The organism is Desulfosporosinus orientis DSM 765, assembly GCF_000235605.1.
In the GTDB taxonomy this organism is placed as follows: domain Bacteria; phylum Bacillota; class Desulfitobacteriia; order Desulfitobacteriales; family Desulfitobacteriaceae; genus Desulfosporosinus; species Desulfosporosinus orientis.
The window spans coordinates 2,706,781-2,721,242 of sequence record NC_016584.1; the positions used below are offsets into that span (position 1 = coordinate 2,706,781).

The window sequence follows — 14,462 nt, forward strand, 5'->3', positions numbered from 1 at the left end:
AAAAATGGAGGGTTAGAATATGGCACAACCGGCAGTAAATTATGGGAGAAGTTTCAGTATTCCGCAAAGGTTGGAACGACTTCCCCTTACATCTTATCAAAAGAAGATCTTTTATATTATTGCAACGGCTTGGTTTTTTGATTCTATGGATTTAGGAATGCTAACTTTCGTTTTAGGTTCATTAAAGACATATTTTAATCTGACTACAGTACAGACGGGGTTGCTCTCCAGTGCCAGTTTTTTGGGAATGTTTTTAGGAGCAGCCATTGCAGGCATGGTAGCAGACAGATTTGGTCGGAAGATCGTTTTCCAGAGTAGTATGATCATCTGGGGTGCGGCGAGTATATTATGTGCTCTATCTCAAAGTGCAGAGCAGTTAGCCATTTTTAGGATGATGTTAGGCTTTGGAATGGGCATGGAGTTTCCAATCGGCCAATCTCTTGTATCTGAATTTATACCTGCTAAAAATCGTGGACGTTATATTGCTCTATTAGAAGGATTTTATCCGATTGGTTTTATTGGTGCAGGACTATTAGCATATTTTGTTCTACCCGTTGGTGGTTGGCGATGGGTATTTGTTTGTGAAGGAATTCCAGCGATTTTTGTCCTGATTATCCGGCGGATTGTTCCGGAGTCCCCTCGCTGGCTGGATTCCAGCGGACGACACGAAAAAGCTAATGAGGTAATGCTGGATTTTGAGGAACAGGTGAAAAAAGCATATGGTCAAGAACTTCCTCTTGTTCACGATATTGGAAACATAGGAGAAACTTCTGTTAAACGAAAGTCATCTTTCCTTGAGCTTTGGTCGCCTGGATATGTTAAACGAACAATTATGGTTTGGTGCCTGTGGTTTTTTGCTCTCCTGGGTTACTATGGGCTAACTACCTGGCTTGGAGCATTTTTGCAGCAGGCAGGTTATTCAGTGACCAAATCAGTTTTCTATACTCTTGTTATATCCCTTGCCGGTGTCCCAGGTTTCTTCACTGCCGCTCATTTTATTGAATCTAAAGGACGTAAAATTACTGTCATAACAGTACTATTAGGTTCAGCTGTTTCTGCTTATTTCTATGGAACGGCAACAAGTCTTACAACTCTAATTATCTATGGTTTATGTATGCAATTCTTCCTCTTTGGCATGTGGTCAGCTATGTATGCCTATACTCCTGAGCTATATCCAACCAGAGCAAGAGCGACCGGAGCAGGCTTTGCCTCAGCAATTGGCAGGGTAGGATCTTTGATAGGGCCATACGTTGTAGCAGTAGTTTTGCCAAGAACCGGACAGTCGGGAGTTTTTGGGCTGGGAGCAGCATGTTTTATAGTAGCAGCTCTTTCGGTGGGAATTTTAGGGGAAGAAACCAAGGGAAAAGTACTTGAGGAGATATCAGCCTAAGGGGATTATGAAAAATCTTATGTAACCTTATTCTCAAAATGGAGGAATTGACATGTCGAAACTTCAAGAAATCTCAACAGCTATTGAAACAGGTAAGAAGAAAATAATAAAAGGTTTAGTCGAAGAAGCACTGGCTAACGGTATTGCCCCATTAGAGATTCTAAATCAAGGGATGATTAACGCAATGGGCATAGTCGGAGAGAAATTCAAGGCCAATGAAATCTTCGTTCCTGAAATGCTCATTGCAGCACGTGCAATGAAAGAGGGAGTTGAGGCTCTTAAGCCCCATCTCGCAGGAAATAAAGCAGCGATTAATGGCAAGTTTATTATCGGTACGGTGCAAGGAGACCTGCATGACATAGGAAAGAACCTGGTGGCAATGATGGTTGAAAGTGCTGGTTATGAAGTTATCGATCTGGGTGTTGATGTCTCCAAAGAAAAATTTATTGAAGCTATTAAAGAAAATCCGGATTGTAAACTTATCGGCCTTTCAGCTCTGCTCACAACAACTATGCCTGCTATGAAATTTTTAGTTGCGGCGATTACTGAAGCAGGTTTACGAGATCAAGTCAAGATTATGGTCGGTGGGGCCCCGATCAGTCAGGAATTTGCTGATTCTATTGGTGCGGACGCCTTTGCTGCGGATGCAGCTTCGGCTGCCGCAATTGCAAAATCCTTTGTGGCATAAGGTTACTAGTGAAGGTTAAGTAATTAAGAATTCACTATTAAATTAAAGATTAGCATAAATCAGGAGGCAGAAACTATGAACAGTCACGAACGAGTTTTAACCGCCTTGAATCATAAGGAACCAGACCAAATTCCCCTGGACTTGGGAGCTGGATGCTCATGTAAATTTACAAAGTATTTTTACGTAAAGCTTCTCGATTATTTCGGTATTGAAGATGAAGAAACCTTGGAAATGTGTCATATCCCTTATCAGCTAGTCTATGCTTCGGATAAAGTTCTCGATCTTCTTGGCTGTGATGTGCGGGCGGCCCGGCTTAAACCTATCCAACAAGGAGAGAGCTACTATGCCAAGAAATGGGATGATGAGAAAAGTTACTACTATAGAAACAATTGGGGAACTACCTATAGAATGCCTAAGGAACAAGGTCTCTACTTTGATTTGGTTGGCGGAGCGATGGAAGATGCAGAAGATGAAGACGATGATAAAAAGTTTGTGTGGCCAACACCGGATAAATTCGAGATGTCAGCACGAAAAGAACTGGAAAATTACTGCACTGCCGGATATGCAACAACCATCTCAGAGCAGTTCGGGAATGGCTTCTTGCAGCACGGTCCATTAATCTATGGCTTTGAGAATTGGCTTGCTATGCTGCTTACTGAGCCCGAACGATGTACCGCATTTATGGACAAATTACTTCAGAAGAAAATGGAGTACTATGACAATATCTTTGAAATATATGGAGGACTCGTTGACGTAACCAGTGAAGCAGATGATTTCGGAACCCAGCGGGGGACCTTTGTTTCTCCGCAGCTCATCCGAGAGATGATCCTTCCGTACCATAAGAAACTGAATGAATACATCAAATCCAAACAGGAGGTGAAGATCACCCTGCATAGCTGTGGTTCAGTAGAAGCAGCAATACCGGACATTATTCAGGCAGGCTTTGATATTCTGAATCCGGTACAGATTTCCGCAGCTGATATGAGTCCTGATCACTTGAAGAAACAATTTGGTAAAGACATCGTCTTTTGGGGCGGCGGGATTAATACGCAATCCACTCTTCCGAATGGAACGCCTGATCAAGTCAGAGAAGAAACCAAGAGAAACATAGATGCGTTTGCACGTGATGGAGGGTTCATTTTTTCGACGGTCCACAATGTACAGGACGATGTGCCGATTGAGAATTTTATCGCCATGTGGGAAACCTTCCGAGAAAATTGTAAATATTGATAATCCAGCATTGGCCCTTATTCCCTGCATACATCAAGCAAGTATGCATGTAATGAAGCATGTTCTTCCTTTTCATTGCCATTTCCGATGTATTCTGTCAGATTATCGTTGTGGTATAATGTTGAGGGGTTAAGGGAAAAAAACATGGTCAGGTTGTATTTCCAGGGAAATAAGTCTGGAAAATGCAACCTGACCTTAACTTCACGCCAACTGCCAGGCAAGGATTATGAGAGCTTGGTCTCCGGAATTTGAGAGTAGGAGATTAAAGATTTTCGGCAATGTCGTAAATGAGTTTCTCCGTACTTTCCCAACCCAGACAAGCGTCTGTTATGGATTTGCCATAGACATTTTCACCAATAGTTTGTTTGCCCTCAACCAGGTAACTTTCTATCATTAAACCTTTAATCATTTTTTGCAGCAGGGAATCGTATTTCCTGCTCATTAATATTTCCTGGGTAATGCGGGGCTGTTCATTGTAACGTTTCATTGAATTAGCATGGTTTGTATCCACTATGATAGCAGGATTTTTTAGGGATTGTTTTTCGTATTCTTGGGCGATATGAAATAAATCTTCATAATGGTAGTTTGGAATACTATTACCATTAGCATCAACGGCACCTCTTAATATGGCATGAGTCAAGTTGTTCCCCGATGTTTCAATCTGCCAGCCGTTGTAAATAAACGTATGGCTGCTTTGGGCGGCGTTAATTGAATTTAGCATTACGGATAAGTCACCACTGGTGGGATTCTTCATTCCCACTGGTACATCAATGCCGCTTGCAGTCAGCCTGTGTTGTTGATTTTCTACAGAACGAGCCCCAACTGCAACATAGCCCAATACATCAATTAGATATTGGTAGTTTTCCGGATACAACATCTCATCAGCTGCAACCATATAGTATTCACTTAAAGACCGGATATGCAGTTTCCTGATAGCTTTGATTCCTTTATAGAGATCCGGTTCTTTACTGGGGTCTGGCTGGTGAACCATTCCCTTGTATCCTTCTCCAGTAGTACGGGGCTTATTAGTATAAATTCTCGGTATGATAATAATTGAATCTTTAACTTTTTCTTGTACGGCAGCTAACTTTCCAATGTACTCACAGACGGAATCCTCGTTATCTGCAGAGCAGGGGCCAATGATCAGAATAAACCTATGGTCCTTATCCTCGAACACACTTTTTATCTCTCTGTCCCGCTCCTTTTTGATCAGCTTAATATGATTGGGTACGGGCAACTCTTCAATAATTTCGCTGGCTGAGGGTATTTTCTTAATAAAGTTCATACACATATGCATTCTCCTTACCTTGTATTGTTTATTTTGATATTCAAAAAGGCCATGGTTTCGTCCAACTCGGGACGAAAGCCATGGCCTTCCGCGTTACCACCCAATTTGATCAATCAATGATCCACTCAGTAAAGTACAGGATTATTTGCGTGCACTTTAGAAGAAAGAGGGAGGAACAAATAAATAAAACTTCTCGTCCGCATAGGGACGAGAAGTAATTCTCGCGTTACCACCCAACTTAACTTCACTCAGTGAAGTTCTCTCTCCAAGGTGCAGGATAAAATCCGATACCCTCTTCATTTAACGGTGAAGTACCGTCTGAGCCTACTTAGCAAAGCTGTTCAGTTCAGCAGCTCCAGAGTGAACTTCAATTGCCGTTGACTATGGAAAAGCTTTCAGTCGATGACTCTTCCTCCCTGAATAGCAGTCCAGCAATTTACTTTTCTCTATCATAGCTTTTGTAAAATAATATAAACTTTTGCTTGGATTAATGATATTCTATAAATATTGATGTGTCAATATCATCTTAGTGGTTTTTTATTGATTATTGATAACTGCAACTAATCGATTATAAATATAATCTGACATTAGTTTATTGCCCTGATCATTGGGATGGAGTACGTCCTCCAACAATCCACTTAAAAGAACATCATCTTTAGGAAAAGCACTCCATAAATCTAATAAATATGAGTCTTTCTTTTCAGATACGTTAATAATTGCTTTTCTGATATCCCAGAATTTATATTCGTCTGCAGAAATCAAAGAGGGAGGTTCAACAATACAAAATATATCCGCGTTGGGAGCTTTCTCTTTAATGATATTTATTAATTTTGTATATTTTTCACTGAACTGTTCAGGTGTGTCAAAATTTCGATCAATTCTTCCTGAACAAATAAATACTGCATCTGTAGTGTTAGGTATCTCTGCAGCTTTTTGTAAGGAATAATCAATAAGTTTTCCTGATGACCCTTTGTTGTCCCACTCTATTTTGTTGGCATACTTATCGAATAGGGAGTTAGTCAGATCAGCATTCCAGCCGGTGGTTGAGGGATTTGATGCCCCTTGACTGACTGAGATGGAGTCCCCGAGAATTACTGCCTTTACTGCTCCGCTTTTTATTTTACCAATGCCTTTTAAGGGCTGGATTTTAGTCACTGTATTAGCAGGTACGGCTTCCTGTGTTGTTTGAACTGTATTAGCATGTAAAGCTTTCTGAGATGCTTGAACTTTTTCACGAATACTTAGACCCACAAGAACTAAAACGAGTAATGCTGATACTAAATATATACTTTTTTTCACTACATAATCTCTCCCTTGTGTCTGATTACGAGTTTAGTTATTTGAACTTGAACTTGATCTTTCAAATAGATAATTAGGAATGTGATAGGGATAAAGCTCGAGGACAACACAATTTCGACATATTATACAATATATTTACAAATTTGTGTTAAATAGTATATTGGTATATTGTAGAAGTGCTAGTATACAATTCAAAAAGTGCCAATGTAAGTAAGACAACAGCAGCAGTTCAACAAATTGTCGATGCCATAAAAGAATAATTAACCCCTGACAATAAAGGAATATGAGTGTCAGGGGTTAATTATTTAGTGGCAAGATTAAATTAGAATTTTACCTAGTTGAACAAATAGGATGTAAACTGATATTATCTGAATGAGTTACTTCAATACTTCTGAGAAAGGTGAGGCAGTTGTGGATAATAAAATAATTTGTGAAAACAGGACTTATGCCGATGCCATGCAAACCCATGACCACAAATTTGTTCAGTTAATCATGCCGCTTCAGGGGGTATTAGATATCAAGACCGAGGCAAAAAAAATAAAGCTGGATGAAGCTCATCTGTTTTTGCTTCCCACCTCCTGCCAGCACACTTTCTGGGCGAAAGATCATAATAAATTTCTTGTCTTAGATATTCCCCAATTTATGTTTCAATTGGGGGAACTGGATCGATTTCCAGGTGGGAGAAACTATGAAATGGATGAAAAATGGAAAGCAATCAGATTCCTTTTACTTAGTGAAGCTGATAATACACTCGAGCCATCAAGGATTAATTCTCTCTTCCATTATTTTTATCCCATCTTGACAGAAGATAAGATTCCGGATTCTGCTAAATATATTCAGCGGCACTATAATGAAAATATAAGCTTGGAGAAGCTCGCTGCCTTAGAGCATTATACTGTTAGCTATTATTGTTCCTGGTTTAAAGGCCTTATGCATTGTACTCCCATGGAATTTCTGAAAAAAACGAGAATTGAGAGGTCAAAACAACTTCTTCTCGGGACAAATCTAAATATTTTACAGATTGCTTGGGAAGTGGGATATGCCCATCAATCTTCACTAAACAGGATTTTTAAAGATATCGAAGGCATTACTCCGGTAGAATTTAGGCGGAAGAATATGAAGATGAGCTAAATTATATCCTAATCTCGGTAAAAACAACAATCTCATTAGGTTTTATTATTGTTATAAAGATGCTGTTCAACGGTAATTAGTAACAAATATGAATTGCTGAATACGCTGAAGGAGAACAATATGAAACAAAATGAGACTTTTTTTTCGATACTGGTACTGGCAGCAGCGATGCTTTGGGGAACAACAGGCACAGCCCAGTCTTTCGCCCCTCCCGGCGCTTCGCCATTATCCATAGGATCTATACGCCTAGCGGTGGGAGGAGCGGCTCTTTTAATGTTTGCCTGGCAGAAGGGAGCTTTGCGCGGAAAAACACTATGGTATAAAGGGAGTACATTCATCGCTGCCGGATGCATGTCTGCCTATCAGCTTTTCTTTTTTGCTGGGGTTTTAAAAACAGGGGTGGCTGTGGGGACGGTGGTGACCATCGGCAGCGCGCCGGTGTTCGCTGGCTTGATTTCTATGATTTTCCGCCGGGAAAATCCTGGAGTGAAATGGGCTGCAGCTACTCTGCTCTCTGTTATTGGATGTATTTTGTTGATTACAGGCGGCAAGAAATTGGAAGTGAACTCCATCGGTGTTGTTCTTGCCTTGGGGGCCGGTGTTTCTTATGCACTTTATGCCGCCGTCAGCAAAGAACTTTTGGAGTCTTACCCCCCGGAAGCAGTGACCGGGGTTGTATTTTCTATCGGTGCATTATTCCTTTCTCCTGTTCTCTTATGTTACAATCTGGATTGGCTGAAGACCATTCAAGGTATTAGTGTCGCCCTACATTTAGGATTGGTTGCTACTGCCCTTGCTTACGTTATATTTTCTCACGGCTTGGCAAAAATATCATTCCCTAAAGCCGTTACGTTGTCCCTTGCGGAACCGGTTACTGCATCTGCTCTGGGGTTATTTTTGCTGAAAGAAAAATTGTCCCTTGTTTCTTTAGTCGGGATGTTTTTAGTTTTTGCCGGATTGTTTATTGCGGCTTTAGCAAGGTTACGAAAAAAAGAATAGGCGGTTTTAAGTCTAAACAAAGAGGGATGGGAAAATGCGCTTTCGGAGCAGAGTAAATACCTTAAAGATCGATATGGGTATGATATGCCGAAAGTACAGGACGACCAAGTGGATATTTTAAATAAGTAAATGTTAAGCAAACTTTCAGGTAGCCCTCAGTTCAAACTCAGGAAATGCCTATAGAATCATAGTGAAAAATGAAAACAAAACATTATGATATGGGGGCATTTATATGAAGAATAGTAATTATATCAAACTGACATTGGATATAGTAATTGTTTTACTCTTTACATTGCTTTATAATGTAAGAGTTTTTGGAGGGTTAGCCTTTCACGAAATGGTTGGCTTGGGGATAGGCGCTCTATTCATGGTGCATATTCTACTTAACTGGCAATGGGTTCTCAAAGTAACGCAGAGGTTGTTCGACCGTAGTTTGCCGGGTAAAATTCGTTTCGGTTACTGCCTTAATATTTTACTTTTATTCTCAATGGCGTTTACAATTATAAGCGGATTGATGATTTCAAAAGTGTTATTCCCAGGCTTTGCTGGCGTGAATGGACGAGTATTTCGTGGGTTACATAGCAGTATCCCTTATGTAACTCTTGTACTTGTGGGAGTTCATCTTGGGCTTCATTGGCAATGGATAATGGGTCTTATGAAAAAGGTGTTCAACGTTAAATCATCTAGTACGGTTAGTGTAGCAGCCAAAGTTGTATTATCGTTGATACTATTGTTAGGGAGTATTCAAGTTCTTTCCACACAATTTAGTTCTAGTATAGCCCAAATAACAACGAATGTTAGTGTGAACTCAGAACAAATTCAGCCAAACGGACTTAATGATCAGTTTGATAAGAATATTCCAACAGGCAAAGACGGAATAAGACTTGGCCATGAAGATGGAAAAGGTGGGAATGCGAATACTGCAAGTGTGATCATCACTTTCTTAGGAATTATCGGGGGAATTGCAGTAGGTACGAATTATATAGAAAAACAGATTATAAAAAAACCCTTAAAGCCGCAAACTCAGAATTAGAACTTAATCGGTTAAAAAACTGTTAAAAGGCCCAGCTCATTTTTGTGAACTGGGTCTATTTTTTGCTTTCAACAACTTCTAGAAATGGCACAAATTGAGGGATAAATAAAGTATTCAAATGAAAAACTTGTTCGATTGGCATATGGGAATAGTCTAACAGGATATTCGATTAATCTAAGTTCTACTACGCCTAATCCTACCGCCCATGTAATTACCTGCTTAAATAGAAACGCTATAAGCGCTTTACGAATTTTGTCTTTTGGAATAAATTTTATAGTCCAATTATCCTGATAATCCGGCTAAAGCGATAATTATATATTCTCTAGTCATAAAAATTTCCACTGATTTAGACAGTCTGGCAACAGCAGGTACCATTACGCAAGTTCAGGAAGATGCAATTACAGTCGGTAGAGGCGATGGACATACTAGCAATTCTAATTAGCCATTTGCCGAATAGTAGACATATTTTCGTTAATGGCTAGTGATATAGTTATTATCGGAGTAAAATAGGGGAATACAGATTTAAAAATCGTGAATAAACGGTCAATGAAAGGAGTTGTTTAAATGCTTATTATAGATCGATATGAAGGAGATTGGGCTGTGATTGAAAACGGAGGAATAACGTTTAATCTGCCTCGATCCCTGTTGCCCCATGATGTTAAAGAGGGCGATGTTATCACTATAAGTATTTCAGTTGACCAATCAGCCACCAATGAACGTCGCCAAAAAGGGCTGGAAATAATGAAAGGCTTCTTTGACAGCTAGGAGGTATTTTTTTGATTATGCGGAAATCTAGATTATTTTACGTTTTGGTAATATGTATAACCCTTTTGGTCACTGGTTGCGGAAACACATCAACAACGACTGCCACTTCCACTTCGAGCAGCCAGACATCAGTTGATCAAGGTGAGGAATTAAACAACAACCAGCCAACGCCCATGAACGCACACGGAAATCTACAAGTACATTTTATCGATGTTGGCCAGGCTGACAGTATTTTAATCAAAGCCTCAGATGGTACAGCAGTACTTATCGACGGAGGAAATAATCCGGACGGTCCCAACGTAGTAAACTATCTGAAGTCACAACAGGTTAAAGAACTAGCAGCAGTAATCGCCACCCACCCTCATGAGGATCATATTGGTGGGCTTGATACAGTGATAAATAGTTTTCCAGTAAAAGCAGTCTACATGCCAGATGCTTCAACGACGACGAAAACCTTTGAAGACTTTATATCTGCTGTTGCTGCTAGTGGAGCCAAACGAATCCAGGCTAAGGTGGGGGTTAAACTAGATGTCCCTGGGTTAACTGGACAATTCATAGCTCCCAACGGGAGCGGGTACGAAGACCTGAACAATTATAGTGCAGTCTTAAGACTGACGTATGGGAAAGTAAGCTTTCTTTTTACAGGCGACGCCGAAGAAGTTTCTGAGACCGAGATGCTGGGGAGTGGGCAGATTGTGAAAGCGGATGTGCTTAAAGTTGGGCATCACGGCAGTTCGTCGTCTACAAGTAGTGCTTTCCTAAAAGCAGTTTCACCGAAATATGCAGTTATTTCCGTTGGAGCAGACAATGACTACGGACACCCTACTGCATCTACATTATCGAAGCTCTCTGGTGCAGGAGTTAAAGTGTTCAGGACGGATCTGGATGGAACGATTGTGGCAACCTGTGACGGAGAGTCTGTGACTTTTAATAAAAAGGGTTCTGCGCCTGCTTCCGTTTCCATCACTAGTATTGATTTGGCCGGCGAAATAGTGACTTTAGTCAATGATGGCAGTTCAGCAGTCGATTTGACAGGATGGAAGCTTGTTAGTGAAAAGGGTAATCAAACGTATAGTTTCCCCAGTGGTATAACCATTCCTGCAGGAGGAACCTTGAAGGTCTTAAGTGGCTCGAAAGCAGAGTCAAGTACAGGGGCTCTGCTATGGACAAAATCGGATGTATGGAATAATGATGGCGATCCTGGCTCGCTATATAATGCCCAGGGGCAGGTTGTATCTGTAAAGTAGATAGGATTAGGATGATCTAAACCTGATGATATGCAAAGGTATATCGGAGGGATTGCGACAAATAAATCATTGTTTAATGAACAAGCACAAAATTTAGGTGCTCTTAACGAAAAAACTACACATTTAAGGTTTTGGATTTCTTCTACTACTTCTTTAGAGAAATCATTTTGGTTAAGTCCATCAAGTAGGCGTTCTACTTGGTTAAATTCTCTTTTTAGAATTTTAATTTTAAGCGTCATTTAAATTGTTCTCCAATAGTTTCAATTTGCTCGTTAAAACGGGATTCCCAATGGAATCCCGTTTAGTGGTTTCATTTGCCTCATGATGCATTTTGAATAGCATTACCGAGATGTCTCCTATAGTGTTGCTAATAACAAACATTTATCCAAATATTTTTCTCGTAAAATGTTGTGTGGGAGTTAACCTATAAAGCGAATTAGTTGATAAATAGAAGATAGCACTCTTTAAAAGTAAGTCTTAATAGTGGAATAAAATGGAAATTAGGCATAACTTGTAATAGACATGTAAGAAAGGAGGAATAGAAATGGCATTTGGAGGCGGAGAATATGGCGTCATTTTCTAAAAATGTAAGACTGTCAGTAATTTGTTGGTGGTCTTAATTACAAGTTGTTCTTGAAAGAGTAAGGAGATGAATATTAAATGAAACCGGAAAGTAAGAATACTACTGATACAGAGGTCCAGGAAACCAGAGCAGAGGTCCCGGTTCAGCGGCAAGCTCCAATTGCAATGAGTCGGTTTTTATTTAGAAAAGGTAATAGCTCTGCAAATATAACGGATAATTCCAATGAAGGAGCTCAATTGAATATACTGCCTTGGAGAAAAAGACGTTAAAGTTATTTCTCTTATTGTAAACTTAAATCTTACGATGTTTGCACCATTAATTATGGTGCAATTTTTTATCCATTTTTTGAGTTTAAAATTGCCTGATTTCTAAACTGGAGAACTTGAATAGTTTTGTTCTAGGGGATATCGTTGTGTATTTAATATTGTGAATTGCATTGACAATAAAAAGGATTACATACTATAATACATACTATAAAAATTATACTATAATAAGTATATTGATTTAGAGGAGGGGGAAAACATGAGTGAGTGGAAAAAGACCAGTTGTGTTCTTTGCGGTCAAAATTGCGGTCTTGAGGCACAGGTAGAGAACAACCGTATTGTTAAAGTCAGAGGAGACAAGGATAATCCCCGCAGTCAGGGTTATGTCTGCCGAAAGGGGCTTAATATTTCCTATTACCAGCATCATAAGGACCGGCTGACTCATCCCTTAAAAAAAGTTGGAGAGGATTTTGTGCCAATTTCCTGGGAACATGCTCTCACTGAGATTGCAGAGAAGCTAGGGTACATAACTAAAACCCATGGGCCCCGGGCCTTGGCCTTTATGGGCCTCGGCAACCTGGGCGGTCATTCTGAAGCTGTTTTTGGCCTTCGCTTGTTGAGGTCCCTCGGTTCTAAATATTACTATAATGCCTTGGCTGGTGAACTTACCGGTTTGTTCTGGGGTTACGGGCGAACCATTGGAAGGCAATACAATTTTACGATTCCCGATCATGACCGGACGGATATGATGGTGGCGATTGGCTGGAACGGCTGGATGAGCCATCAAATGCCCCAAGCCAGAAGGTTCCTTGACCAAATGTCCAAAGACCCAGGAAAAATTTTGGTGGTCATAGATCCGCGACGTTCTGAGACGGCTGTAAAAGCAGATATTCACCTGGCATTGCGTCCGGGGACGGATGCCCTGTTAACCCGTGCTTTGATTGCCATCATCTTACAGGAAGGCTGGCAAAATCAAGCTTATATAGATCAGCATGTCGGTGAGATTGAACAGATTTACTCCTGGTTTGAGAATTTCGATGTTAGAAATGCATGCCAGGTATGTGAATTAGACTATGACCAGGTTAGAGAAGTGGCCCGGCTTTTTGCAACCCGCCAATCCTCTCTCCACCCGGACTTGGGTGTATTGATGGGCAGGCACAGTACGGTGACGACCTATTTAGAAATCATTCTCCTTACTATTTGCGGCAGGCTATTTGTTCCTGGCGGGAATGTGGTTCCGGGTTATTTAATGACCATGGGTGCCCACACGGACGATCGTGATCCCAAGCATTGGCGAACGATGAAGACGGGATTTCCCGCTCTGCTGGGCATGCATCCGCCTAACGCTATGCCAGAGGAAATCATGAATGATCACCCGGAACGGCTGCGGGCTGTCATCGTGTCTTCCAGTAATCCCATGCGTTCTTTTGCTGATACTGCCGCTTATGAACAAGCCTTTTCAAAGCTGGATCTATTGGTCACCATTGATATTGCCATGACCGAGACAGCCAAGATGTCTGATTATGTTCTGCCGGATCGATCTGCTTATGAGCGTTGGGATACCACCTATTTTCAGCTGAATTATCCCGAAATTTATTGTCAGCTGCGTCAGCCCATTCTGGAACCAGAGGGGGAAACTCTTGAGGGGAGTGAGATTTTCACCCGTTTGGCTGACAAACTAGGTATGATTCCGGATATCCCGGAATCACTCCGTATGGCAGCGTCAAAATCCAGGCTGGAATATGGTCAGGCCTTATATGCCTACATGCAATCCGATCCCAAGATCGCGGCAACCCTTCCTTATGTGGTGGCCAAAACTCTTGGTCAAGAAATGGGTTCGGTTAACAAAGCCTGGATGTGGGCTTTGCTTCAAACAGTTCCCAGCAGTTTTAAAGATAATGCCGCACGGGCGGGTTTTAAACCAGGCCTGACAATGGGGGATGACATCTTTCAAGCAATAATTGATCATCCTGAAGGGTTATGGATTGGGAAGGTGGATCCGGAGAACAACTTTGCCAACATAAAAACCGCCGATAATCGCATTAATTTATATATCCCGGAAGTGAAAGAGTGGGTAAAAAGTATTACTCCTGAGTCTGAAAAAGTGGAGCTGCAAGCCAGTGGACACTACCCGTTGATTCTGCTGGCCGGAAGACACATGGACATGAATGCTAATAACTTAATGCGAAATCCGGAATGGAATCGAGGGCGGCGAGCCTGTACCCTGGCTATGCATCCGGAAGATGCAGGGCGTTTAAACCTCAGTGACCGGCAAACTGTCCGGGTGACCACTGAAGCGGGGACGGTAAATATCGAACTGGAAATCACCGGGGATACCCGTCCCGGAATGGTGATCATTCCCCACGGTTTCGGCTTGGAATACAATGGAGAAACCTATGGCGTGGGGATCAACCGCCTGACCAAAAATACTCACAGGGACAGGATCGCGGGTACACCCTTGCATAGGTATATCCGGTGTAAGGTGGAAGCATAAACATTACAGTTTTTATAACTTAACAGTTGAAATTAAAGGGATTTTGAAATAC

Annotated in this window: 14 protein-coding genes and 1 other annotated feature; of the genes, 11 read left to right on the forward strand and 3 right to left on the reverse strand. The window is 41.1% G+C overall.

Annotated elements, in window-relative coordinates; translation table 11 throughout:
• The first annotated feature begins 19 nt into the window (after positions 1-19).
• The 3 genes from DESOR_RS12645 to DESOR_RS12655 all read left to right on the forward strand — a co-directional run bounded on the left by DESOR_RS12645 (position 20) and on the right by DESOR_RS12655 (position 3,308).
• On the forward strand, positions 20-1,390 hold the full coding sequence (locus tag DESOR_RS12645) for an MFS transporter (RefSeq protein ID WP_014184977.1): 1,371 nt from the start codon (positions 20-22) through the stop codon (positions 1,388-1,390).
• Between the two features lie 52 nt (positions 1,391-1,442).
• Positions 1,443-2,078, forward strand: a complete 636-nt coding sequence (locus DESOR_RS12650) for a corrinoid protein (RefSeq protein ID WP_014184978.1) — start codon at positions 1,443-1,445, stop codon at positions 2,076-2,078.
• A 75-nt stretch (positions 2,079-2,153) separates the two neighbouring features.
• Complete coding sequence (locus tag DESOR_RS12655) at positions 2,154-3,308, forward strand: uroporphyrinogen decarboxylase family protein (protein ID WP_014184979.1); 1,155 nt, start codon at positions 2,154-2,156, stop codon at positions 3,306-3,308.
• Between the two features lie 262 nt (positions 3,309-3,570).
• Here the strand turns inward: DESOR_RS12655 and DESOR_RS12660 are convergent, their stop codons facing one another.
• Together DESOR_RS12660 and DESOR_RS12665 are read right to left on the reverse strand one after the other, a co-directional pair.
• The gene (locus DESOR_RS12660; RefSeq protein ID WP_014184980.1) at positions 3,571-4,599 is read right to left on the reverse strand and encodes a 3-deoxy-7-phosphoheptulonate synthase; all 1,029 of its coding nucleotides are present in this window, start codon (positions 4,597-4,599) and stop codon (positions 3,571-3,573) included.
• A 197-nt stretch (positions 4,600-4,796) separates the two neighbouring features.
• Positions 4,797-5,058: a binding site (T-box leader), on the reverse strand.
• Positions 5,059-5,133: 75 nt separating this feature from the next.
• Entirely contained in the window at positions 5,134-5,895 is a 762-nt protein-coding gene (locus DESOR_RS12665; protein ID WP_014184981.1) for an SGNH/GDSL hydrolase family protein, read from the reverse strand.
• Between the two features lie 411 nt (positions 5,896-6,306).
• Between DESOR_RS12665 and DESOR_RS12670 the strand changes: the two genes are divergently transcribed.
• The 3 genes from DESOR_RS12670 (at position 6,307) to DESOR_RS12680 (ending at position 9,058) form a co-directional block, all read left to right on the forward strand.
• Positions 6,307-7,026 (forward strand): helix-turn-helix transcriptional regulator, encoded by a 720-nt coding sequence (locus DESOR_RS12670; protein ID WP_014184982.1) that lies wholly within the window; start codon positions 6,307-6,309, stop codon positions 7,024-7,026.
• 120 nt (positions 7,027-7,146) lie between these two features.
• Positions 7,147-8,025, forward strand: a complete 879-nt coding sequence (locus DESOR_RS12675; RefSeq protein ID WP_014184983.1) for an EamA family transporter — start codon at positions 7,147-7,149, stop codon at positions 8,023-8,025.
• 232 nt (positions 8,026-8,257) lie between these two features.
• Positions 8,258-9,058, forward strand: coding sequence for a DUF4405 domain-containing protein (locus DESOR_RS12680; protein ID WP_014184984.1), 801 nt, complete (start codon positions 8,258-8,260; stop codon positions 9,056-9,058).
• A 68-nt stretch (positions 9,059-9,126) separates the two neighbouring features.
• Here the strand turns inward: DESOR_RS12680 and DESOR_RS30620 are convergent, their stop codons facing one another.
• On the reverse strand, positions 9,127-9,333 hold the full coding sequence (locus tag DESOR_RS30620) for a CBO0543 family protein (protein WP_345788342.1): 207 nt from the start codon (positions 9,331-9,333) through the stop codon (positions 9,127-9,129).
• A 289-nt stretch (positions 9,334-9,622) separates the two neighbouring features.
• Between DESOR_RS30620 and DESOR_RS12685 the strand changes: the two genes are divergently transcribed.
• The 5 genes from DESOR_RS12685 (at position 9,623) to DESOR_RS12700 (ending at position 14,410) form a co-directional block, all read left to right on the forward strand.
• Complete coding sequence (locus DESOR_RS12685; protein WP_014184985.1) at positions 9,623-9,823, forward strand: DUF3006 domain-containing protein; 201 nt, start codon at positions 9,623-9,625, stop codon at positions 9,821-9,823.
• A gap of 17 nt (positions 9,824-9,840) precedes the next feature.
• Entirely contained in the window at positions 9,841-11,070 is a 1,230-nt protein-coding gene (locus DESOR_RS12690; protein ID WP_085929352.1) for an MBL fold metallo-hydrolase, read from the forward strand.
• A gap of 30 nt (positions 11,071-11,100) precedes the next feature.
• Positions 11,101-11,313, forward strand: coding sequence for a hypothetical protein (locus DESOR_RS28890; RefSeq protein WP_148265271.1), 213 nt, complete (start codon positions 11,101-11,103; stop codon positions 11,311-11,313).
• A gap of 417 nt (positions 11,314-11,730) precedes the next feature.
• A complete protein-coding gene (locus DESOR_RS12695) occupies positions 11,731-11,922 on the forward strand; it encodes a hypothetical protein (RefSeq protein WP_014184989.1) in 192 nt (63 codons plus the stop codon).
• 253 nt (positions 11,923-12,175) lie between these two features.
• Positions 12,176-14,410: a molybdopterin-containing oxidoreductase family protein gene (locus DESOR_RS12700; RefSeq protein ID WP_014184990.1), complete on the forward strand. Its 2,235-nt coding sequence runs from the start codon at positions 12,176-12,178 to the stop codon at positions 14,408-14,410.
• Positions 14,411-14,462: the final 52 nt, after the last annotated feature.